The sequence below is a fragment of the Candidatus Leptovillus gracilis genome (assembly GCA_016716065.1).
GTDB classification, from domain to species: Bacteria; Chloroflexota; Anaerolineae; order Promineifilales; family Promineifilaceae; genus Leptovillus; species Leptovillus gracilis.
Genome location: JADJXA010000007.1, coordinates 76,587 through 100,777, shown reverse-complemented (window position 1 = coordinate 100,777; position 24,191 = coordinate 76,587). Strand labels below are relative to the sequence as shown.

Here is a 24,191-nt window from a genome sequence, read left to right as displayed (position 1 = left end):
CGCGGTTCAAAGACACATCCATTACGCTGTTACTATTGAAATGAAATACATCGGGCTGCGTCATGGGCCGTCGTTTTTCCAGGCGGCAAACGCATGGCACAGCACATTTGGTGCAGTTGGCGCTGGTTCACCGACCAGTGGCAGCACACCGGTCAATAGGAAAAACACAATGGGACGTTCGTTGAAACTATTTTCTGTGCGTGGGATTGACATTCGTCTGCACTTCACATTCCCTCTAATTTTACTCTGGGCGGCGCTGCAATTTGGGTTGGCAGGCGGCGGCGGCGAAAGCGCTTTATTTGGCGTCATTGTCATCTCGCTGCTGTTTGTGTTGGTAACGCTGCATGAGTTGGGTCATAGTTTTGCAGCGCTGTATTACGGCGTGCCGGTGAAGCAGATTGTGCTGTCACCCATTGGCGGCGTGGCCCAATTGCAAGAAATGCCGGAAAAGCCCGTTCAGGAATTTGTCATTGCCGCGGCCGGTCCGGCGGTGAATCTGGTGGTGGCGCTGCTGATGGCCCTATTTATCCCGGTTTTGGGATTGGATCGGGCGGATTTTGTGGCGGCGCTGACGTTGAACGCGGGATTAACGGCAACGGCCGTATTCGCCTACCTCTTCGTCTATAACATCTTCCTGGCCCTGTTTAATCTCATCCCCGCCTTTCCGCTAGATGGTGGGCGCATCTTTCGTTCCTTGCTGGCGATGAAGTTGGACTACATCCAGGCTACCAACATCGCCGTCGGCGTGGGGCGGGCGACGGCCGTGATGCTGGGGATTTATGCCCTGTTCAACGGCGGCATCTTCCTCATTTTTATTGCCGTGTTTATTTACTCGGTGGGTGGGCAGGAGGCGGCGTTCGTGCGCACGCGCCACACGCTGCGCGGCTACGCCGTGCGCGACGCCTATTCGCCCCAGGCTTACACGTTGACGCCTTACACCACTTTGCAGCAGGCCGTTAATCTGATGATGGTAAGCGGGCAGGGCAATTTTCCGGTGGTGGATGGAGATAATGAAACATTGGCCGGATTTGTAACCCAGCAAGACCTGGGCCAGGCCATGCAAACGCGGGGCGGCCACGCCTGGGCCAATATGATCATGCGGCGCGTGGCTCCGGTGGCGTTGGGGACGCCGCTGTTAGACGTACAAAAACGACTGGAAACAGAGCAGTTGGGGGCGCTGCCGGTGGTGGATAACGGCCGTTACCTCGGCATCATCGGCCAGTGGCAAATCCGCCACTTCTTCACCCTGATCAGCCACAAATCCAACACCCACCCGCCGACCATCATTCAATCCGTCTGAAGAAAGGGGCTGTGTCGGGAATCAAGATCAGTGTTTACTGTTCAGTAATCAGTGTTCAGTGTGGACTAATCCCGGCAGATCCTCACTGAACACTAAACAACTGAACACTGAACACTGAACACTGGATACTGGATACTGAACACTGAATCCCTTACCCCATCTCTTGCTTCAACTGGCTTTGCAGGCCAACGATATGGGCTTCCAGGCTGGCTAACTGGTCGTGCTGCCTGGTAATTTTGTCTGTTTCGGCGCGGACGAAGCGGGCAAAGGGGGCCACAGTATCTTCGATGCGCTGCGTGCTGCGGCGCATTTCGCGTTCAAACTGCTCTGTCAGGCTGCCAACGAGCTTCTGGCGCAGTTCACTCAACTTGACTTCCAGTTCTTGTTTGCCTTTGCGCCGCCGCGCCGGCAAAATCAACAAGCCCAAGGCGGCGGCAATCACCGCCGCCGAAATGCCCGTCACGTCCAGCCAGACAACGTGGGCGGCGACGGCAATGGCGACGCCGATGCCCACGCCGACGCCTGCCAGACCGGTATTGACAACGGCCGTGCGCGCCGCTTCGGCCATGTCGGCCGCTTCACGCTCTTCATCGTAGGTTTCCACCGCCAGCCGGGTTGTCTTGCCGATGGAATCTATGAGGTGCTGGCGGTTGTAGGCCAGCGTGCCTTCACGGGGACCGGTCTGGCCGACAATGCGATCGCTTTGACCGTCTTTGCGTTTGGCTAAATGGTCGGCGACGGCCGTCCACTGGCGTAAATCCTGCTCTACCAGCCAATCAATCAATTCAGTCACACGGGCATCTATTTGACCCGGCACATCGGCCACCACCACTTCCTCGAATGCCGATTCCACCCGCTTGCTGCGGATCAGGTCTGGGATGCGGCCAAAACGCATCATCTCATCAAAAAATTCGTTGCCGCGCTTTTCCATAGCGAGCAAAATATTGTCAATTTCGCCCAAACGGGACTTAAAATTGCGCTGCATGTCCTCGTTGTAATAGAGCATTTGGCCGTCAATATCGGTCAGCAGATCGCGGTCTTCTTGCAGCGAGGCCAGGTCGGTTTCGGCGTCGGTGAGCTGTTTTCTGACCAGTTTGTGGGCCACGCCCAGCGGGTTGAGGAGTTTGAGGCGGAAACGGCCGTCATCGTCCAACGTCTCGCGGATATACGCTTCCAACGCTTCAAAGCCGCTGGGGGCCCAAAATTGGGGCTGGCCCGATTTGGCTTTTTGCGCCTGTTTGGCCGACACGGCAAACACCGCCTGCACTTCGCCCACCAGTTTATTGGCCGCGTCGGTGACAAAGGTGATCACCTGCGCCTTTTCCGCCGGGTCGTCGAGGATGTCTATTTTGTTCACCACCAGGATGACTTTTTTGCCCCAGGCGCGAATCTGCGCCAGGAAATTGCGCTCGCTTTCGGTGAAGGGGCGGTCAGCGGAGGTGATGAAGAGGACGAGGTCGCTGCGGGGGATAAATTCGGCCGTCAGCGCCTCGTGTTCACGCAGGATGGCGTTGGTTCCCGGCGTGTCTACAATGACAATTTCACGCAGGATGTCTACCGGGGCTGTTTGTTCCCACAGGCCAGAGGTTAACGGCCGTTTGCCCACCGCCTCGCCATATTTCAGCAAATAAATCTGGCTGGTGGTCGGCGTCACCCCTTCCGGCAGCAAATTTTGCCCCAGCAGGGCATTGATAAAGGCCGATTTGCCGGCGTTGAACTCGCCGGCGATCACCAGCAAGAACAAATCATCTAATTGGCGAATGGATTCGATGAGGGCGGCGCGGTCTTCTTTGGAGACGGCCGTTTGCCCCAATGTATCGCGCAGTTCGCCCAATACGTCCCGCGTGCGCCTCAGCAGCGCTTCCTGTTCCTGGCTCAAGATAGTATCCATAGTTGGGCAAAGTATAACATGGGCAACCGGCGGGGCAACTGGCTGAGCAATTGCCGCTTTTTGCGTCTGGCTGCATTTCAGAGATAATGATCCTTGTCTGTGCAATATTTCACAAAATGATTTGGTTTGAGGGAGGAAATCCACATGAAAAGCAGAAGTTTTGACACAATATGGTGGGTTGTGCTGGTGCTTGTTTTAGCTGCTTGCGGCCCTGGCGCAGCCGATCTGGCGCTGACGGTGGAAAGCCAGGTGGCCGCGGCCGTGCAGTCTACACAAGCGGCCTTGCCCACGCCGACGGCGCAAAGCACGTTTACGCCTTATCCAACTTATACGCCCCAGGCGACGTTTACCCCTTATCCCACACTAACGCCCTATCCTACGCAAACGCCGCTGCCAACGTACACGGCCGTCCCCACAGAAACGGCCGTGCCCACCGCTGAACCCACGGCAACGGCCGTGTCTTCGGCCACTCTCCCCACAAACCCGGCGGCGCCAACGGCCGTTAACAATACCACCTCCGACCGTGAACGGCTGGCGAACAGCATCGCCGCAGTCTTGAGACATATTGATTCATTTACGTATGAACTCCAGCCCCGGTGTACAAGCGTTTCGGCGTCTGGCAGTTGCCAGGCTGATTTCAAGGCCAACTGCGGCTCGCTGGTAAATGCTTATGATGGGGTTATCAACGGCCGTCCGCCCGGTTTCGCGCCGACCGATCCGCAGCTGCAGGGCATGTACGCCAGCTTTGGCGCAGAAATAGACAAATTTGCCGCCACAAACCAGGGTTGGGCCGATGGCTGCCGCGAAGCATTGGCCGCCGGACAAACGCAAAAAGAGGTGCCCCACCCGCAATTCGCTTTACTAATACCTACCATTACTGAAATAATCAACGCACTCAATCAATTGGCAAGCCAACTAAGCCAATAGAAAAAGCTCCCATACGCGCAGCGATGCGACATTCTCATTATCCACGAACATCTGCTAATCTCCCGGTTCGTAGGCAATGCCCGCCTCGTCCAGCAGGCGCATTCGCTCCCAGGCGGGTATGTCGTCATCGCCACCCGCCTCCTTCAGGGCCATGATCTGCCGCAGTTCCATAACCTGGTCGCGCAGCACGGCCGCTTTCTCAAACTCCAGGTTCTGCGCCGCCTGCTTCATCTGCTTCTCCAAGTCAATCACCATATGCGCCAGTTCCGCTTTGGGCAGCTCACGCACCGTCGTGTACTTGCCCTTGCCCTCGGCCAGGGCCATCTCCCGCTCCTGAGCGATGTCGTCAGTCAGGTCGCGCACCGCTTTCATGATGCTGCGCGGCTCGATGCCGTGCGCTTCGTTGTAGGCGCGCTGCACCGCCCGCCGCTCGTTGGTGGTGTTGAGCGCTTTCTGCATCGAGTCAGTCACACGGTCGGCGTACATGATCACACGGCCGTCCACGTGGCGCGCTGCCCGGCCAATGGTTTGTGTCAGCGACGTTTCCGAGCGCAAGAAGCCTTCTTTGTCGGCGTCCAGAATGGCGACCAGTGACACTTCCGGCAAATCCAACCCCTCGCGCAGCAGGTTGATGCCCACCACCACGTCATAGACACCCATGCGCAAGTCGCGCAAAATTTCGGTGCGTTCGATGGTGTGGACTTCAGAGTGCAGATAATGGACCTTGACGCCCATTTCCAAGAGGTAATCGCTGAGGTCTTCGGCCATGCGTTTGGTGAGGGTTGTAACCAGGACACGCTGACCAACGGCCGTGCGCTTTTTGATCTCGCCCAACAAATCGTCTACCTGCCCTTTCACCGGCCGCACCTCCACTTCCGGGTCTAAAACGCCCGTCGGCCGAATAACCTGATGCACCACGCTGCCAGAATGTTCAATTTCAAAGGCCGATGGCGTGGCGCTGGTGAAGATGGCCTGATTCACACGCTGTTCAAATTCGGCAAAGTTCAGCGGGCGGTTGTCCAGCGCGCTGGGCAGACGGAAACCATAATCTACCAATGTTTGTTTGCGGCTGCGGTCGCCCGCATACATGCCACGCACCTGTGGCAGCGTCATGTGGCTCTCGTCTACCACCAGGAGGTAGTCGGCCGGGAAATAATCCAGCAGGGACCAGGGCGGGTCGCCTTCACCGCGCTGGTCCATGTGGCGGCTGTAGTTTTCGATGCCGGAGGTGTAGCCCACTTCGCGCAGCATTTCCAGGTCGTACATGGTACGCTGTTCGATGCGCTGCGCTTCCAGCAGCATGTTATGCTCTTTGAAGAAGGCAATCCGCTCGCCCAGCTCCTTTTCTATGTCGTTAATGCCATCGGCCAACTTATCTTCATCGGTGACAAACTGGCGCGCCGGGAAAATCTGGATATTGGTCAGATCGCGCAGCACTTCGCCTGTGAGCTGTTCGAACTCGGTCAGACGCTCCACCTCATCGCCCCAAAATTCAACGGTGAAGGCTGTTTCGGCGTAAGCGGGGAATATTTGCAGCGTGTCGCCGAGCACGCGGAATGTGCCGCGCCGCAGTTCCAGGTCGTTGCGGTCGTATTGGATGTCTACCAGGCGGCGCAAGATGGTGTCGCGCCGGTACTGCTTGCCTCGTTCGATCTCGACGGTCACTTTGCCCCACGCCTGCGGGTTGCCAATGCCATAAATGCAGGAGACCGAGGCGACGATGATCACGTCTTCGCGGCTGAGGAGGTTGGCGGTGGCTAACAGGCGCAGCCGGTCTATTTCGTCGTTGATTTGCGTCTCCTTTTCGATGTAGAGGTCGTGGCGAGGGACGTAGGCTTCGGGTTGGTAATAATCGTAATAGCTGACGAAGTAGCTGACGGCGTTTGTGGGGAAGAATTCGCGGAATTCGCTGTAAAGCTGGGCGGCCAGGGTTTTGTTGTGGGCCAGGACCAGGGTGGCCTTCTGGGTTTGCTGAATGACATTGGCGATGGTGAAGGTTTTGCCGGTTCCGGTAGCGCCGAGCAAAGTCTGGTATTTGTGGCCGGCCTTGACGCTTTCGACCAGTTTTTCGATGGCGGCCGGTTGGTCGCCGGTAGGTTGAAAATCGGAAACAAGTTCAAATTTGGGCATGGAAACCTCGAAAATAGGACGCGGATTAACGCGGATGCACAGGGCTATTTAGCTGATTTTAATAGAACGTCAGTTCGCTATTTTAGCATAAATGTGGGGGATGGGAAACGGCCGTTAACCCAAATTATTCCAATTCAATCACCCCGGTCAGACCATCGGCTTGCGCTTCGGTCAGGCGGGTGGGGGTGACGCGGTTGAACAGATCGGCCGGGCCGTAGGCGTGAACGCGCATGTAGTTGTCGGTGTAGCCCACCCAGCGCAGCCCGGCGTTGTCGGCGCCAACGGCCGTTTCCCACAACACAGCGCGGGTATCACCCTGAAAGCGCTGGTGAAAAGCCAGACTCATCTCGTGTCCCAGGTCAATCAGGCGGCGGGCGCGTTCTTTTTTGATAGGACCGGGAACCTGACCCGACATTGCAGCGGCGGCCGTGCCGGGGCGCTGGCTGTAGGTGAAGACGTGCAGCCGCGAGAAGCCGATGGCGCGGGTATAGGCCAGACTTTCGTCAAAGTCTGCATCCGTCTCGCCGGGGAAGCCGACGATGAGATCGGTGCTAAGGTTAAGGTCGGGGATATGGGCGCGGGCGGTATCGGCCAGGTGGCCGAAGGCGGACTGACTGGTGCGGCGGGCCATGCGGCGCAGGGTTTTGTCGCTGCCAGCTTGCAGCGGCATGTGCAGGTGGGGCAGCAGACGAGGATTGTCCCATAGGGTGAAAAAGTCGGCGGGGATGTCCCAGGGTTCCAGCGAAGAGAGGCGCAGGCGAGGGATGTCGGTATGCTGCAAAATGGCGCGGACCAGTTCGCCCAGGCCGGTCTGGCTGCCGAAGTCGTGGCCGTAGCTGCCCAGATGGACGCCGGTGAGTACCGCTTCCTGGTAACCAACAGCGGCCAACGCCTGAATTTCGGCCACCACGTCACCCAGGTGGCGGCTTTGCCCGGCGCCGCGGGCGATGGTGGTGACGCAGAAGGTGCATTTGTTGTTGCAGCCATCCTGGACTTTGATGAAGGCGCGGGTATTGCCGGTGGTCCCGGCCAAAAATTCGCGCAGCACCGGCTCCTGGTCGAAGACGGGCAAATCCAGGCGCGCCTGCGGGTCTAGCAGGGTGACGAGTTGGGCTTTGTCCTGGTTGGCGACGATGCGCCCAGCGCCCTGGACGCGCCCCAATTCGGCCGGGGCAATGGTGGCGTAGCAGCCGGTGAGGATGATTTCGGCCGTGTCGTTTTGGCGGTGGATGCGGCGGGTGAGGGTACGGCCGTCGCGGGCGGCTTCGGCGGTGACGGCGCAGGTGTTGATGATGACTTTGTCGGCAACGGCCGTGTCGTCCACAATCTCATGCCCGGCGGCCAAGAGTTGGCGGGCCATCGTCTCGATCTCACTTTGGTTCAGACGGCAGCCGATGCTTTGTAGATATACTTTCATGGTCCGGCCATTTTAGCGCAGGGTGCAGCGTGGCGCACATCCGATGATACAATTGGCTAGATTGGACAAATCTCAGAAGATTTGTCCAATCTTCCGTAAAGGTCACGGTTTGGGCAAAGTCATTCCTTCGACAGACTCAGGACATGTCTGAGCGGAGTCTTCGGCCCTGAGCGAAGTCGAATGGGGAAGAATCCCTATTTGTCGGCAGCAAGGGGATTCTTCCTCGAAGACTCGTCAGAATGACAGTGTTTCTAACCAGATCGTGACCATTACAGTTTGTCCAATCTTCCGTACTGCGCAAGAAGTTGGTTCGTAAGGTACTGAACACTGGCGAAATCTGAATTTCAGTCGAGCGTAGAGGCGTTGCAATGCAGCGTCTCTACCAGAGGTGGAAACAAAAATCGCCAGACTCCAGTAAGGTATTCATGTGGAGGAAACAGAACATGAAACATACAGTTAGCCGAATAGCGTGGTTGTTGATTTTCGTTGGGCTTGTGGCGTCTGCCTGTCAGGAACCGCCGCCTTCGCCAACACCGACGCCCACGCCGCAAGACATCATCCAGCAGGCGGTGGCGCGGCTGACGGGCACAGCAGGCTTTCACTTTAACGTGGCGCTGAGCGGTGCGCCGGCGTATCTGGACCCCACCGGGAGCATTGCGTTCCGCACGGCCGTTGGCGATTTCGCCGCGCCAGACAAAGCACAGGCGGCCGTGCGCGCCGCCGCCTTTGGGCTGATCACCGACATCAACGTCATCAGCATTGGCCCCGACCAGTGGCAAACCAACCTGCTCAGCGGAAAATGGGAACAACTGCCGCCGAATTGGGGCTTTAACCCTGGCGCATTGTTTGATTCTGAGGGGCTGCCGACGATTTTGACGGCCGTGTTAACCAACGCCGCCTTCACCGGACGGGAAAAACTGGAAGGGGGACCAGACCAGGAGTTATACGTTATTACCGGGCAGGTGGATGGCGAACGGCTGGCGGCCATCAGCGGCGGCCTGATTGGGCCGCAGGCGGTGAACGTGACGCTGTGGATCGCCCCGGACAGTTACGAGATCATCCGCATCGTCGTCACCGAACCGGAACCGGGCAGCGAAGCGGGTTCGAGCGTGTGGCAGCTTGATTTTTCTAATTACGACCAGGAGTTGGCGATTGAACCACCGCTGTGAAGATGACAAGGTGAAGGGGTGACAAGGGAGTCTCTTGCCGTCACCATGTCACCCCGCCAGGCGTTTGATGATGTAGATGCGCCCCCACTGGGCGCCAACTTTGACGGAATAGCCGGTCTGGATTTCCAGGCCGGGGCGTTCGCGCAGGCTGCTTTTAACCAGGTCATATTCGCGGCTGAGGATGATGGCACGGCCGTCGGGCTTTAGCACGCGGCCAATTTCCTGGAATACGGCCGTATACAGCCGTTTCATCTCCCGTTCATTCCCCACCTGGGCGGCGTCAGGCAAAATGGTGGCTGCTTTGCCCACACTGCCCGTTTCCAGAGCCAGCCCATCTTCCGCCCAGGGCTGCAACGCGATGTTCTCCGGTAGTTGCCCTTTGCGGCGGGTGACCAGATTCTCGGCGGCGAGGGCCAGTTGTTCGGCGGACGGGTCTGCGCCCAGCAAACGGCCGTACCGCCCCAACAGACGCCGGGTATAGAGGAGACGGCCGTTGCCACACAAAGGGTCCAGGAACACGTCTTCGGCTTCCGGTTCAGTCAGGATAACCAGGGCGGCGGCCAGAGACGGCCGTATCACTTCCCCCCCCTTCTGCTGCAAAATTCGCGCCTTTCGCGCCGGCTTATCCGTGATGTTAAAGCCACACAGCAAATGCGACCCCAACAAATCTACGCCCAACTCCACCTGCGCGCCCTCTGTCACTGGCGTCCAGCGCGGGTAGCGCGTTTGCATCCCCTGCAAAACCGCCTTTTGCAGCTCCTTCAGCGGATATTCGTGCTGGCCGAATTTGCGGCTGACCACCCGGTAAGCCGGTGGGCGGCTGAACTGGCGGAAGCGCATCAATTGATTCCCGGCTCGTCCCAGACTCTCGGCTTTGGTCACCATCTCCCGAATCTGCGTCAGATCACGCTTGCCGCGAGACAGCTTGGGCACAGCCAACCCCAGCAGAAACACATCTTCCACCGCCTCCAACTGCTGCACGTCGGCCATGTCACCGGCATAGTCAAAGATGACAATGCCATTTTGCTCTTTGGCAAATAGATACTCGCCAAATTTCGCCCCCGGCAAACGCCACCGAATCTCCAACCAGGCTATTTCTTCTGCGCCCGGTACCGTTTGGGCGTAATAACTCACTGTTTGATTGCTCACAAGTTACCTTTTCAATCGTCAATCGTCAATCGCCAATCATCATTTGCCAAAGCGGTCTTCGCTGCGTGCGCGGTAGATCAGGCGCAGCGGCGTGCCTTCAAAGGGATACAGTTCGCGCAGGCGGTTTTCCAGATAGCGCTCATAACTAAAATGCACCCACTCCGGCTTGTTGACAAACAAAATAATGGTGGGCGGGGCCACGCTGGCCTGCGTCGTATAGAAAAACTTCACCCGCCGGCCACCGCTGCTGGGCGGCGGATGTTGGGTGGTTACTTCCCGCATCCACCGGTTTAAATCGGCCGTAGGGATGCGTTGATGGCGCATCTCGTGCACTTCCAACACTTTAGGCAAAATCTTGTTCACCCGCTGCCCGGTTTTGGCCGAAATATAGATGACCGGCGCGTAAGGGATAAACTTCAACTCTTCGCGCAGCACTTTTTCAAATTCGTAGATGGTATAGGCGTCTTTATCCAGGGCGTCCCATTTATTCACCAAAATGATCACGCCGTTCATTTCTTCCTTCAACATACCGGCAATATGGGTATCCTGAGAAGTGATGCCCGCTTCGGCGTCTATGAGCAGCAGGGCCACGTCGGCCCGTTTCAGCGCTTTGATGGAGCGCAGGACGCTGTATTTTTCTACGCCGGGTTCAATTTTGCCGCGCCGCCGGATGCCGGCCGTATCTATCAGGGTAAATGGCTGTCCCTGCCAGGTGAGATGGCTGTCTATGGCATCGCGGGTGGTGCCGGGAATAGGGCTGACAATGGACCGCTCTTCGCCGATCAACTTGTTTAACAAGGTAGATTTACCGGCATTGGGTTTGCCGAGGATGGCGATTTTGATGCTGTCGTCGTCCTCGTCTTCCTCTTCCAATTGGTTGGGCAGCGCGGCGACGATGGCGTCTAACAGATCGCCGGTCCCGGCGCCGTGCAGGGCCGACACGGCAAACACTTCGCCCAGGGCCAGTTCGTAGAATTCGTAGGCGTCATCCCACAGTTTGCTGGACTCTAGTTTGTTGGCGGCGATGATGATCGGCTTTTTCGATTGGCGCAGGATGTCGGCCACTTCGCGGTCGGCGGCGGTGATGCCGCTCTGGCCATCTACAACCTGGACAATCACATCGGCGTCTTGGATGGCAACGGCCGCTTGTTGGCGGATGAGGGGCAAGAATTGTTCAGAATCTTCGGAAAGGGGTTCCGTGTTCCAACCGTCGGTCACTTCAATGCCGCCGGTATCTATGACGGTGAAGTTGATGCCGGTCCATTCGGCATCGGCATAGAGCCGGTCGCGGGTGGTGCCGGGCACTTCAGAAACGACGGCCAGACGACGACCGACGATACGATTAAAGAGGGTAGACTTGCCCGCGTTGGGGCGGCCAACCAGGGCAACTAATGATTTATCAGGCATAGGTTTTCTTCTTTTGGCAGCAGGCAGAAATGGGGCACGGCCGTTGCCGACCAGACCAGACCACGCGCCGGGTATTGGGTAGATGGGGATAAGAGAGACGGCCGTATCGTCCTGGACGTTGACGGGGTAGGTTTGAAGCTGTTGGTCTGGGTATCGGTGATGTTAGCTGTAATGCTGACCGTGACGAGTGGCGGCTGCACCGACCGCAGTTCAATCCCGCGTTCTGGCAGGTCAACGTCTGGCTCCAGATTATATGTACCGGCCGTCAAACCAAAAACGTCAACAGTCACCCGAACCTCGTCTTCGGACAGAGAGTCTAACACCGGAAGAGGTCCAAACAAAACGACTCGCACCTGGTCTGGTTTTAACGCGGCCGTCAAGTCACGGCTCAACCCTATCACTTCTATCGGGCGATTGTACACGCTGGTGGTAAAGATAGGTTCAATTTCCACAACGACAGATACAACCTGCACTTCATCCAGGCTAATTCCCGCTGGCAGCGCCAGCGTGACTGTTTGGGTAAAGGTTCCCGTTAGCCCGGTAATATCAATCGGTTCGGTGCTGATTTGGGTGATTTGGCTGAGCCGGGTAGGGAGGCCTTGCACCAGGACGCTGGGCGGAAAGACGTTAATGCCCAACAGACGGTAGCCATCGGCCGGCGTGCCGCTCCAGTTGACTTCAATAAACTTTTCGGCAAAGTCGGCCGATTCTTCCACGGGAATGGTCACGCGGACTTCCTCATGACTGACGCTTTTCAGGGCGCTGGTGCCGGACACCCGCCCCTGACGATCATAAAAAATGGGTGAGGCTGAGGTGCTGACTGTTTCGACAACGTTGTTTAGAAATACGGTGACGCGGGCTGAGCCGAATCGTTCTACCTGCGCTTCTGTGCCAACAATGACAATGGTTTCCGGGTCTACCAACGGCGTGCCCTGGGTATGGCCGCGCGCCACGCTGCCGCGAATGTCTAAGACCACCGGCACATTACGGCTGACGAGCTGCTCCAACCGCACACTGATTTGGCCGGGCGACGAGGAGGTGATGGTGCTGCCGCGTCCCCTAGGCTGCACTTCGACCTCAACGGATGTGTCTTCCCCCAGATCAATCTGGCTCAGGTCTACAACGGCCGTAAAATCGGCTGCCGTTAACTGGTTCAATACCGAGGAGCGCGCTTCGACAATGATTACCACATTTTCATCCGACGACGTGAGCGTGCTGTTCTCTAACTGACCGATAAACTCAATAGGAATTTGAAAAGAGCGCAGGCGTAGGGGGTCGTTGGCCTGGGAGGCGTTCAGCCAGATGAGTACAGCCAACATCAGCGAGAGCAAGAAGGTGAGAAAATTGGAGAAGAGGTTGCGGATGATGCTCACAAAGCGCTCCCTCGTCCTTGTTTTTGGCGGTTTTGCAAAAAGGCATTCAGGATTTCATCCAAACGGGAAGGATCCTGGCGACGAATGATACGGCCGTTATGGGCAATAGACACCTGTCCTGTTTCTTCAGACACCACCAGGGCCACCGCGTCACTCACCTCGCTGATACCCAGCGCCGCCCGATGGCGCAGCCCCATTTGCCTGTCCGACAGGCTGCTGGTAGACAAGGGCATCACGCAGGCCGCCGCCGCCAACCGGTCACCACGGATGATCACCGCGCCATCATGCAGCTCGGTGTTTTTATTAAAAATGGTCAATAGGAGTTCCGGCGAGGCTTCCGAATCGAGCAATATACCCGTGTCAATATATTCTTGCAACCCGGTATCCCGTTCAAACACGATCAACGCGCCATGACGGCGCTGTGAAAGACGCAAACAGGCGTCCTTCACGGCAATGACAATCGGGTTTGCCTCGTTACGGCGCAGCAAACGCAGCACACTGCCGCTGCGCCCCACCTGTTCCAGAGCGCGGCGAATCTCCGGCTGAAAAATAACCGGGATAGAAACGAGCAGCAGGGGCAACGTGGTATTGGTGATCAGGGAACTAAAAGCGGGCAGTTCAACCGTGCGCGCCAACAACCAAAATACAAGCGCCAAGACGACAAACCCACGCAGCACCTGAACGGCGCGCGTGCCACGTATCAGCATAAAAATGCTGTAGATCATAAACGTCACCAACAAGATGTCGAGTACGTCCAGCCAGGTAATGGCGCTTTGATAGTTGAAGAGGTTGTTGAACACCGCATTCTCCCTATTGATGCCCCAAATTATACCCCAATCCCTCTCTGGCGTCTGTCTGTGTTTGGCCTGGAGCCTACTTCTTACTGTTGGTAAAAAAGCGCGACAGAGCATTCAGGCGCATTTCATCCAGGGAAATAAGCATCCCGATCAGATTGTCCAGCGAATCAACAAATGTTTTCATGGTCTGCAACCGTGTTTCATACAATGCGGCCAATTCGTCGGTGGGGTTGGTTGTTTTTACGGCCGTTACCGCTGCCAAACTTTCGCCAACCGCGTGCAGGGCCTGCCCCAGCTCGTTGTGCTCGCGCTCTTTGAGCAGCGTGCGGACCACTTTCCAAAAATCAGTCTCCGGCAGGTAACGGGTACGGCCGTCGTCATCTTGTATTTGCCCGTGAATCATGCCCAGGTGTTCCAGCAGCTCCACGTTGGCGCGCAGCAAATCTGGGCTGCCCCCAACCTGCTGCGCCAGTTGATCTAGTGAAATCGGCTCTGGGGCGAGATAAACAACGCCGTACATTCTCCCCATCCCTTCGGGAAACCCCCAAAATTGTGTTAGACGCCCCATCCCCTGGACAAAATGCTCTCTGGCTTCGGTCAATGGTTCACTCATGCAAGCCATCCTTTGCTTGTAAAGCTGATGTGAATGATACGCAGTGTACAGTGTACACTGTTCACTGTTCAGTGATGGTTATTTCTGGAAACCATCTTTGGGCAACGGCTCACGGCCGTTCACCTTCCCTGCCATGTCAGCACCAGCAGCCCGGCAAGCAGCACACCCATACCCAACCAGGCAGCCGGCCCCAACTGCTCGCCCACCACAAAAATGCCTGCCAGCCCGGCGGTAAGTGGTTCAGCCAGGGTCAGGCTGACGGCCGTTGCCGCCGACACCCGCCGCAGCCCGTGAGTAAACAGCAGATAAGCCACAGCCATGGTCACCACGCCCAGGTGCAATCCTACCAGGATGCCGCGTGGCTCGGCCAACCAGCCCATGTCCAGCCGCCACCATAAGGGCAGCAGCAGCAGCGCCCCCAGGCCAAACACAACCCCGGTTACGCTGTGTGACGGCCGTTCTGCCAGCAAAATTTTGCCCGCCATCGTAAAAATCGCATAAGACAACCCGGCCCCCAGCGCCAGGCATATGCCCCAGACGTTCACCTGTACATTGCCTCCACCGGACAAAACCAGCAGCGTGCAGCCGAGGAGCGCCAGCCCGGTGGCCGCCAACCAACGCGCCCCCGGCCACTGCCGCCAGATTAGCCAGGTCAGCAGACCGGACAGGATGGGCGAACTGCCAATGCCCACAATCGTTCCCACGGCCACGCCGGTGCGGGCGACGCCGGCAAAAAACAACAGTTGATACGCGGCCACACCGAGCGTTGCCAGGAGCGTAGGCAAAACGGGCCAGCGCGGGCCGCCGCGCCAGCCACCCTTCACCAGCGCCCACAAAACCAGCGCCAAACCGCCAATCACCATGCGGGCGGCTCCAACAGCCATTGGCGACACGCCAGGCGGAGCAAAGGTTTGCGCCGTGCCGGTTGTGCCCCACAAAACGGAGGCAGTCAGCACCAGCAGTGCGCCGGAAGTGGGTTTGGCAGGCATAGGTGAGGCACAAGGCGGTTGCTTTGATAGTTGGTTGGTGGTGAGAAGATCAACCCACCAACCAACTAACCAACTTCCCCAGAAAGCCAATTCAAGATAGTTTCGGCGACGAGAGACGGCCGTTCCATCGTCAACAGATGCCCCACCTCTTCAAGCTGCACAAAGGTGGCCTGGGGCTGTCTTTCTTGCCACAATTGCCACGTTTCCGGGGTGATGGTATCCGTCTCGGCGGCGCGCAGACCCAGAGTGGGCTGCTGTATCTGGGGTAGGGCGTCCCAGACGGCTTGCGGCGGTGTGGCGTAAATGCGCGCCTCCCACTCCGGTGGAAAAATCAGCGACACGGCATCCTCATTTTGCCGCAGCGCAAAATTTACATAATCCCACAAAGCCTCATCAGACCAGCGGGCAAAGATGCTTTTGCTGCGGAAGCGGTCGAAGGCGTCCTGGCGGTTGGGCCAACGGCGGCGGCGGTGAACAGCGCTTTGCACCAACGGCATAAGGGCAGACTGTTCCGGGTGCGCGGCGGCAAGCTGCAAAATGTGGGGCGGCAAAAAGACCGGTTCGATGAGAATGAGGGCGCGGAAGAGCGACGGCCGTTTCACCGCCGCGTACAGCGTGGCCACCGCCCCCAGCGAATGCCCCACGCCCACCACATCTTCCAACCCTTGTTGGTCAAAAAAATCAATCAGGTCATCGGCAATGATCTGCCAATCGCCCTGTAGATCGGCCGGGTCGCTGCCGGGCCACAACGGGCGATGCTGAACAGCTTGCACGTGGTAATGGCGCAGAAAAGGGGCGATAAACTGCTGGTAACTGGCCGGCGGGTAGGCGTTCGCGTGGGCAAAATGCAGAATTGGCCCATCGCCGCCAAAATCATGAAATGGAATGATATGTGCCACAAGTTGATCCCTTAAGAATGTAGTGGGCTTTACCAAAGGATGCGTTTCATTATCCCGTATTGCGTAAACCGTAATTCGTAATTCGTAATCCGTATGCCGTAGGCTGCTAACTCTGGCAAATGCCAACGGAAAACGGTATACGGACTGCGGTGTACGGCCGTTAGCTTCTGCCCCTGTATCTCTGAAAGTCTAGCGGACAAACAAGCGCATCGCAACTCCGCGCTCGGCAATTTTCGCGCTGCCGCCGCAAAATCTTTTTCACGCTCTCGCCCCCCGCAATGGGTGTGTTTCACAAGTAAACCAATTAGCCAAATAAAAAAGCCGGGCAGCGCCATTGAAGCGCTGCCCGGCTTTTCATTTACCGGAAAGTTTTTACTTGATCGTTGGCGCTTGCGAAACGGCCGTTTGCAAACCTGGCTCATCGCTGGCCGATTCCTGCCGGTCACTACGGCGCACCGACCAGACAATCAGCACAATGCAGGTGACAATAATAATTATAATCGGCAGCGACAGGCCCGTGTACTGCACCACAATTGGGGCCAAAATCAACGCGACCAAATTCATCACCTTGATCATTGGGTTCAGAGCGGGGCCGGCCGTATCCTTCAACGGATCACCCACCGTATCGCCCACTACCGACGCCTTGTGGTTTTCGCTGCCTTTGCCGTTAAAGTTACCATCTTCCACAAACTTCTTGGCATTGTCCCAGGCGCCGCCGGCATTGGCCATAAACACTGCCAACAACTGCCCAGAAACGATGACACCGGCCAGGAAACCGCCCAGCGCCTGCTCCTTCAGCAGCAAACCCACCACAATCGGCGAAAGAATCGCAATCAGGCCCAACGGAACCAGTTCCGACTGTGCCGCTTTGGTGGAAATTGTCACCGCGTTGGCGTAATCAGGCGTCCGTTCGCCGCTCATAATTTCCGGGATGCGCAGCTGCCGCCGCACTTCGGCCATAATGTAACCGGCCGCCCGATTCACCGCTTTGATCAACAGCCCACCAAATAACAAGGGCAGTGCGCCACCCAACAACAAGCCCACAAACACTGTCGGGTCGGCCAGGTTAATCACCCGCTCAAACGAATCCATGCGCTCCACCGGAATTACCCGCTCGATGTCGGTGAAAAACGCGCCAAACAGGGAAACGGCGGCAATCACCGCCGAACCAATCGCAATGCCTTTGGTGATCGCTTTGGTCGTGTTGCCCGCCGCATCCAGGTCCGCCAGAATTTGCCGCGATTCAGGCGTAAAATCTTCATGGGACAGCTCGGCGATGCCGTTGGCATTGTCGGAGATAGGGCCAAAGGTGTCCATGCTGACGTTGTTGCCGGTATGCGACAGCATCCCCACGCCGATCAGCGAAACACCAAACAAGATATAAATGAAGGGATCGCCATTCGCCACGCCCTCGCCTTGCATACTGATGAGGAACAACACCGCCACCATCGTCCACATGGCAAAAAACAGGCCGCTAATGGCGTCCTTTTTCATAAAGCCGCGCACAATAAAGCCCACCGCGATGATGGCCCCAACTACCAGAGCCGGTATATATAACGACGCGGGGAAGACGACTGTATACACCAAAATAGAGGCGGAAATGCTGGCGACAATCACCAACACCGACCAGACGCTGGACAAATACCCCAGCGACAACCCTTCCAGAATGACCAACGCCGGGCCAAAAGCCGTCGCTTTGGCAATATTCTGCACGCGCGGACTGTGGGCGCTGGTTGCCAATGAAGTGAGCGGATTAAAGACCACCGCTAACGCCACGCCAACAGCCACCAACGCGCCCAAAGACAAATGAGAAATCATCCCACCGGCGGGGTCCTGGGCGCTGGCGTAAAAGACGGAAAGCAAGAAAGTGGCGATGATGGTGATGCCGCTGGAAAGCTCATAGCTTTTGTACATCGCCTCTTCGGCGTCATCCACATTCCAAATGGAAACGGCATACGTGCCCACAATGGAACTAACTACGCCGATGCCGCGCACCAACAGCGGCAGCACAATCCAGAACAACTGTCCGGTCAGAGCCGTGAGCGCCAAACCTAAGATCAGGCTGGAGACGATGGTCACTTCGTAAGACTCGAAGATGTCGGCGGCCATGCCGGCGCAGTCACCAACGTTGTCGCCCACCAGGTCGGCAATAACGGCCGCATTGCGCGGATCATCTTCTTCCATGCCAGCTTCCACTTTACCCACCAGGTCTGCGCCCACATCGGCCGCTTTGGTGTAGATGCCGCCGCCGACACGCATAAACAGCGCCAGCAGCGTGCCGCCAAAGCCAAAGCCCAGCAGCACATCTGGCGCAGCCTTGCCAAACATGATAAAGATAAGCGTGCCACCCAATAACCCCAGGCCATCGGTAAGCATTCCGGTGATAGTGCCGGAGCGATAGGCGATGGTCAAGGCTTTTTTGAAGCTGACCCGTGAGGCGGCGGCGACGCGCACGTTGCCTTGCACCGCCATATTCATGCCAATAAAGCCAACGGCCGCGGAGAACGTCGCGCCCATCACAAAAGCCACCGCCCGGCCGGTGGCAATCCACCACGTCGCTGGGGTGCAGGAAACTGCCGCGCTGACCCGTTCCGGCTTAAAGTCGGCATAGCCATAGGTTAAGGCCACATCTTTGGCTGTTTGCTGTTCTAGGAGGGGTAAAATCTGGGCTTCGGTGAGAGAGGTATTGGCGGCAATGTCTTGGGCAAAGGCTGCTTCCACGGCGCTGCCACAGAATAGTTCATTGGCCTCTCCGGTGGGCTTCACCAGGGCCACACTCAGGAACATCGCCACCGTTAAGACGGCTATCAGGATGACGATGGTGCGTAGTTGGGTACGCAGATAGGCATTAGCGCCATCCCGGATAAATCCCCAGATACGCTGCATCGCTTCGCTGCCTTTGTCAGCGGCAAAGGTTTGCCGGGCGAGCCAATAAGCGTATCCCAACGCAATGAAGGCCGTCGCTAAAACCACGTAAATCATGGTCTGTTCAAACGGCGAGATCCCATGCATCGCAGTCATATGTAACCTCCTGGGAAGAACTACGGCATTTGTCGCAGCCCTGCTTGCCCCCACAGATATATTTTTGTATGCGTGGAGGTATTGTAAATCGCCAAATCGCGGGCATTGTCTCATATTCGCCAGGACTAAAGAAAGGATAAATGTCACATCTATACTTGCCGTCTGTCACCAATCGTAACCGCCTGAATGAACGCTGTCGGGTAAGGGCTGGCAAGTAAATATGTTTGCTGTATGATCGCCGCAAATTCATTGGTGGCTCCCGGCCACCCCTCTGGAAGATAACCATGACAAATAGGCAACACCACCCCTTACGCCGCTTATGGCAGTACACCCATAATTACCATCGCACCGTTGTTCTGGCGACCGTTTTCTCTACGCTCAACAAGGTTTTTGATCTGGCCCCGCCCATCCTGATCGGCATGGCAGTGGATGTGGTGGTGGCGCGGCAAGATTCTTTTCTGGCGCGGGCCGGCATCCCGAATGTGATGACTCAGTTGGTGGTATTGGGGGTGTTAACGGCCGTTATCTGGGCCTTAGAATCGCTTTTCCAATACCTCTACGCCGTGCAGTGGCGCAATCTGGCGCAAACCATCCAACACGACCTGCGCCTGGACGCCTACGACCACGTACAACGCCTGGATATGGCTTTCTTTGAAGAGCGCAGCAGCGGTGGCCTCATGTCTATCCTTAACGACGATGTCAATCAACTGGAGCGCTTTTTGGACATCGGGGCCAACGAGATCATTCAGCTCATCACCACCATTTTGGTCATCGGCGGCATCTTCATGGCGACGGCCCCTTCGGTGGCCTGGATGACTGTGCTGCCCATGCCGGTGATCATCTGGGGATCGGTGCGTTTTCAGGGCTGGCTGGCGCCCCGTTACATGCGCGTGCGCGAGCAGGTGAGTGTGCTCAATGGGCAGCTTGCCAACAATTTAGGCGGCATCGCCACCATCAAGAGCTTCACCGCCGAAACTTATGAACTGGAGCACGTGCGGCAGGAGAGCAACGAATACCGCCAGCGCAACCGAGACGCCATCAGCCTAAGCGCGGCCTTTGTGCCCCTGATTCGTATGGTCATTGTGCTCGGTTTCATCGCCATTATGGTCTTTGGCGGCCGGCTGGTGCTGGAGGGGGCGCTGGCAGTGGGCACGTACAGCGTGTTGGTGTTTATGACCCAACGGCTGCTGTGGCCGCTGACGCGGCTGGGCGAGACCCTGGACCTGTACCAGCGGGCGATGGCCTCCACTACGCGGGTGATGGATTTGTTGGATACGCCTTCTACCATCAACAGCGGGCCGCAGTCGCTGCCCCGGTCGGAGGTGAGCGGCGAAATTGTGCTGGCGGACGTCTCTTTTTCTTATGGCGATGTCGGCAACGGCCGTGTACCCACCAACTATCCCACCGTCATCAAAAATCTCTCCCTGCACATCCGGGCCGGCGAAACGGCGGCCATCGTCGGGGCCACCGGCGCTGGCAAAAGCACCCTCATGAAGCTGCTGCTGCGCTTTTACGACGTGACCGGCGGCCACATTTTGCTGGATGGGCATGACCTGCGCGATTTGCAGTTGACCGACCTGCGCCAGACCATCGGCTTTGTCAGCCAGGACGTCTTTTTGTTCCATGGGACTGTGCGCGAAAACATCGCATACGGCACGTTCGACGCGCCGCTGGAACAGATAATCGCCGCCGCCAAACTGGCCGAAGCCCACGACTTTATCATGGCCCTGCCGCTAGGCTACGACACCATTGTCGGCGAGCGGGGTCAAAAGCTGTCGGGCGGCCAACGGCAGCGCGTTTCCATCGCCCGCGCCATTCTCAAAGACCCCCCGGTGCTGGTGCTGGATGAAGCCACTTCATCCGTAGACAATGAAACCGAAGCCGCCATCCAACGTTCGCTGGAACGGATCGCCGTGGGGCGCACAACCATTGTTATTGCCCACCGCCTGTCTACGGTGCGGAATGCCGATGTGATCTTTGTGTTGGCAGACGGCCGTCTGCGGGAGCAAGGCCGCCACGACGAACTGGTGGGGCAAAAAGATGGCATTTACGCTGGCTTGTGGCGCGTTCAAACCGGGCAGGCGTCCCACCGTACCCCCCATGTGGCAAATCTTAACTAATAAAGTAAGGTTGGCCGCCTAGAGTACTATTTGTAATGTGTGAAAATAACGTTTATACTGTTTGCAGCTTGAACGCTGACCCAAGGTAGTCACCGAAAAATGAATAAATCTTTATCTTCCGCGCTTGACGTATACGATTCCAAAAAGAACCACCTGGTGGCTAAAATTGCCTTGAATGGCTACGACATTAAAGCCGGTGGGCTGCTGCCTTCCACCGGAGCCATGCGCAGCTTCGTTATTTTACAGGGCGACTTGTGGGACCAATGGAATGCCGTTGCGCCGCTGCGTCTGCGCCATGAAACCGGTATTGAGGTTGCCGTTCGTGTGGCGGCGCTGCCGGTTGAAGATGATGGGTACGGACTCATTGAGTTTTTGTAAGCGCTGCGGCAACAATAGTTGATTCATAAAAAGCTCTGACCTCCCAGAGCTTTTTTATTGCCTGCGGGGATTTGGCGCGGCGCTGCCGTCTTTCCTATTACCGGTTATACAAAAACTTTCCCCCCTCATATGATCTTTGTAGTTGTAGATAGTAGGGCCTGTGAATATGTGGAAAGAAAGAGCGCCCCCCTTTATGTGGCTGTGCGCGTTAGGAGAGGGCTGCATATACGGCCGTTTAACTGCACCGTTGTTTTGTGAGTTGTGGAGGATTTCACGGCCGTTGTGGGTGAATAGAAATCCTTGCTTTTGTGGTCTCAGCCCACGCCCTCCCATATGCAGCCCTTCCGTTGCTTTTGTCCCCATATCTGGCTTTTGGCCGCCGGACCAGCCTGACTTTCCCGGCCACCTTTTCCACAGTAAACCCCAGTTCTCCACAGTTATGAGTGACTTATCCACAGAAACGGCCGTTTTCCTCTTGACAAAGAGCCGTTTGTCGGGTAAGTAACAAAAAAGCCAGTCCTTACGAGGACTGGCTCAAAACACGACTCCGTGCGGATTTTTGGGGTCTATAACTCGCAAAGGTCATCATCGGACATTGCTGTCACTTTGTCAGATATAGGCAACTTCACCCGAACACTTTGTCCGAGGCTGGCGATACCTGACGGCCGTTGGCCTCATAAAGCGCGGCTTTGATTTCTAGCATATCTCGCCGCGCTGTCGCATCTACGTCTAACAACGTCGCAATTTTTTCATACCCATACAAAATCGTCGTATGGTCCCGGTTGCCCAGGCGCGCGCCAATTTGCGGCAGCGAACTGTCCGTCTCTGTGCGCGCCAGATACATCACCATCTGGCGCGGGAAGGCGATGGTGCGGCTGCGGCTGGTGCTGCCCAACGCCTCTGGCGTGACATTATAATACGCGCACACCGCTTCTATCACTTGCGCCATCGTCACCTTTTCCGGCCGGCGTACCAAATCAGCCAAAGCCATGTTCACCAATTCCCTATCCACCGTCCCCGTGCCCGAAAGCTGCGCATACGCGATCACTTTGTTCAGCGCGCCTTCAAGCTCGCGGATGTTGTTGCGCACATGATGGGCAATGAGATCAATAACATGATTCGGAACCGCCACCCCGTGATCTTCGGCTTTGGCCTGCAAAATAGCTTTGCGCGTCTCTGTGTCAGGCAGTTGAATATCCGCCATCAATCCCCACTCAAAGCGAGATTGCAGCCGTTCTTCCAAAGTCGCCATCGCCTTTGGCGGACGGTCGCTGGACAGGACAACTTGCTTGCCCTGACTATGCAAATCATTAAATGTATGGAACAACTCTTCCTGCGTACTCTCTTTACCGGCAATAAACTGGATGTCGTCAATCAACAGCACGTCTGGGGTGCGGTAACGTTCGCGGAACTGGGCCATTTGTTTGTTGCGAATGGACTGCACCAGATCATTCGTAAATGTCTCGGAAGAAATGTAACAAATGGACAAACCATCGCTAATACATTTATGCCCGATAGCATGAAGCAAATGCGTTTTGCCCAGGCCCACGCCGCCATAAATAAAGAGCGGGTTATACGTCTGCCCCGGATTTTCAGACACAGACAAAGCGGCCGCATGAGCCAGCCGATTGCTCGTTCCCACAACAAACGAGGCAAATGTAAACCTCTGATTGAGCGCCAGGCTGATGGAATCTTCACTTTGATAGGCAGGGGACGGACGGCGTAGCGGTTTAGCCCCATTCACGGGACTGCTGCCATTCATAACCGGCGGGGGGGGCGCAATGATCTCATCAGACCAAACAACAAACCGGACACTCACCGGTTGATTGAGAATCGCGGATAGCGTGCGTAAGATGGTGTCTTGCAGACGGTTTTCCAACCAATCTTTGGCATAATCATTACGGACGCCAATAACATATTCGTCGTTTTCGCAGGCGAGGAGCCGCGCATCCTTCAACCATGTGTTGAAGGTTGCTTTGGTCATTTGTAACTCTAACTCGCCCAGAGCAGCTTTCCACGCAATTTCTGGAGACATGGGCTTAGACCTGTTCGATGAATGCTCGGCCTGCAAAATAGGCAGGCGCGACTAACTTGTGGGCAACAGCCACACATACATAACTTACTTGAAGTAGTGGGGATTTCAGGCCGTCAAGTCAGATAGCTTTTATTGAGACCCTCAACTCAATAAAAATCTGCCGCACTGTAGATTGGCTCCCTCTTGCGGTTCGTTACGACCCATAACAAACACATACGCAAATTCGAGCAGTTGTGATTGGTGACGACGGTTCAATCATTTTAACAAATGGGGTAGCGCTGCGCAATGAGATCAGTCCTAAATTGCCTTAAAAGGTTTAAAGTTTTTAGGAAGGTAAAACCTTAAAAAGAGCCATATTTTAAGATGGATTGCTTGACAAACACGCCGTCTACCTAAGTTTAGGTATTAAATTTCCTCACCCCCTAAATGTTGGGGTACTATGTTGTTTATTATGAAAAGTTAAAGAGATGATTCTGTTTTGTGTCTGTGGCAGTCACGTCTTTTTCACGGTCCGATCAATACGCCATCATGAATTTAGGGCTTGGGCAAATACAGCTTCCCGAAAACCTGCCTACT

The 24,191-nt window shown here is 56.4% G+C and carries 17 protein-coding genes; 5 read left to right on the top strand and 12 right to left on the bottom strand.

Translation table 11 applies throughout. The features are described 5' to 3' along the window. Positions 1-169 precede the first annotated feature (169 nt). Complete coding sequence (locus tag IPM39_18260; protein MBK8987984.1) at positions 170-1,300, top strand: site-2 protease family protein; 1,131 nt, start codon at positions 170-172, stop codon at positions 1,298-1,300. A gap of 151 nt (positions 1,301-1,451) precedes the next feature. Here IPM39_18260 and IPM39_18255 read toward each other — a convergent pair whose 3' ends face one another. Beyond that, positions 1,452-3,179 carry a dynamin family protein gene (locus IPM39_18255; GenBank protein ID MBK8987983.1) on the bottom strand — a complete coding sequence of 576 codons (1,728 nt, stop codon included), beginning with the start codon at positions 3,177-3,179 and terminating at the stop codon, positions 1,452-1,454. Positions 3,180-3,335: 156 nt separating this feature from the next. On the opposite strand from IPM39_18255, the gene IPM39_18250 reads away from it, so the two are divergent. Continuing rightward, positions 3,336-4,118: a hypothetical protein gene (locus tag IPM39_18250; protein ID MBK8987982.1), complete on the top strand. Its 783-nt coding sequence runs from the start codon at positions 3,336-3,338 to the stop codon at positions 4,116-4,118. A gap of 54 nt (positions 4,119-4,172) precedes the next feature. Here IPM39_18250 and uvrB read toward each other — a convergent pair whose 3' ends face one another. Further along, on the bottom strand, positions 4,173-6,248 hold the full coding sequence (gene uvrB / locus IPM39_18245) for an excinuclease ABC subunit UvrB (GenBank protein MBK8987981.1): 2,076 nt from the start codon (positions 6,246-6,248) through the stop codon (positions 4,173-4,175). Positions 6,249-6,372: 124 nt separating this feature from the next. Beyond that, a complete protein-coding gene (gene mtaB, locus IPM39_18240) occupies positions 6,373-7,665 on the bottom strand; it encodes a tRNA (N(6)-L-threonylcarbamoyladenosine(37)-C(2))-methylthiotransferase MtaB (GenBank protein ID MBK8987980.1) in 1,293 nt (430 codons plus the stop codon). A gap of 443 nt (positions 7,666-8,108) precedes the next feature. Here mtaB and IPM39_18235 point away from each other — a divergent pair, with 443 nt between their 5' ends. Beyond that, complete coding sequence (locus tag IPM39_18235; GenBank protein ID MBK8987979.1) at positions 8,109-8,834, top strand: LppX_LprAFG lipoprotein; 726 nt, start codon at positions 8,109-8,111, stop codon at positions 8,832-8,834. 48 nt (positions 8,835-8,882) lie between these two features. Here the strand turns inward: IPM39_18235 and IPM39_18230 are convergent, their stop codons facing one another. The 8 genes from IPM39_18230 to IPM39_18195 all read right to left on the bottom strand — a co-directional run bounded on the left by IPM39_18230 (position 8,883) and on the right by IPM39_18195 (position 19,082). Further along, positions 8,883-9,983, bottom strand: a complete 1,101-nt coding sequence (locus IPM39_18230) for a hypothetical protein (protein MBK8987978.1) — start codon at positions 9,981-9,983, stop codon at positions 8,883-8,885. Between the two features lie 39 nt (positions 9,984-10,022). Continuing rightward, complete coding sequence (gene der, locus IPM39_18225) at positions 10,023-11,390, bottom strand: ribosome biogenesis GTPase Der (GenBank protein ID MBK8987977.1); 1,368 nt, start codon at positions 11,388-11,390, stop codon at positions 10,023-10,025. Continuing rightward, complete coding sequence (locus IPM39_18220; GenBank protein ID MBK8987976.1) at positions 11,372-12,763, bottom strand: hypothetical protein; 1,392 nt, start codon at positions 12,761-12,763, stop codon at positions 11,372-11,374. Before IPM39_18220 ends, der begins: the two co-directional genes overlap by 19 nt. After that, positions 12,760-13,674: a TIGR00159 family protein gene (locus tag IPM39_18215; GenBank protein ID MBK8987975.1), complete on the bottom strand. Its 915-nt coding sequence runs from the start codon at positions 13,672-13,674 to the stop codon at positions 12,760-12,762. The genes IPM39_18220 and IPM39_18215 overlap by 4 nt, the downstream gene beginning before the upstream one ends. Beyond that, complete coding sequence (locus IPM39_18210) at positions 13,637-14,173, bottom strand: hypothetical protein (GenBank protein MBK8987974.1); 537 nt, start codon at positions 14,171-14,173, stop codon at positions 13,637-13,639. The genes IPM39_18215 and IPM39_18210 overlap by 38 nt, the downstream gene beginning before the upstream one ends. 119 nt (positions 14,174-14,292) lie before the next feature. Then, a complete protein-coding gene (locus tag IPM39_18205; protein ID MBK8987973.1) occupies positions 14,293-15,162 on the bottom strand; it encodes an EamA family transporter in 870 nt (289 codons plus the stop codon). 65 nt (positions 15,163-15,227) lie between these two features. Further along, positions 15,228-16,061, bottom strand: coding sequence for an alpha/beta hydrolase (locus tag IPM39_18200; protein ID MBK8987972.1), 834 nt, complete (start codon positions 16,059-16,061; stop codon positions 15,228-15,230). A 372-nt stretch (positions 16,062-16,433) separates the two neighbouring features. Further along, positions 16,434-19,082, bottom strand: coding sequence for a sodium-translocating pyrophosphatase (locus tag IPM39_18195; protein ID MBK8987971.1), 2,649 nt, complete (start codon positions 19,080-19,082; stop codon positions 16,434-16,436). A 284-nt stretch (positions 19,083-19,366) separates the two neighbouring features. On the opposite strand from IPM39_18195, the gene IPM39_18190 reads away from it, so the two are divergent. Together IPM39_18190 and IPM39_18185 are read left to right on the top strand one after the other, a co-directional pair. Beyond that, positions 19,367-21,202, top strand: coding sequence for an ABC transporter ATP-binding protein (locus IPM39_18190; protein ID MBK8987970.1), 1,836 nt, complete (start codon positions 19,367-19,369; stop codon positions 21,200-21,202). A gap of 99 nt (positions 21,203-21,301) precedes the next feature. Continuing rightward, entirely contained in the window at positions 21,302-21,580 is a 279-nt protein-coding gene (locus IPM39_18185) for a hypothetical protein (GenBank protein ID MBK8987969.1), read from the top strand. 625 nt (positions 21,581-22,205) lie between these two features. Here IPM39_18185 and dnaA read toward each other — a convergent pair. After that, entirely contained in the window at positions 22,206-23,615 is a 1,410-nt protein-coding gene (gene dnaA, locus IPM39_18180) for a chromosomal replication initiator protein DnaA (protein MBK8987968.1), read from the bottom strand. Positions 23,616-24,191 lie beyond the last annotated feature (576 nt).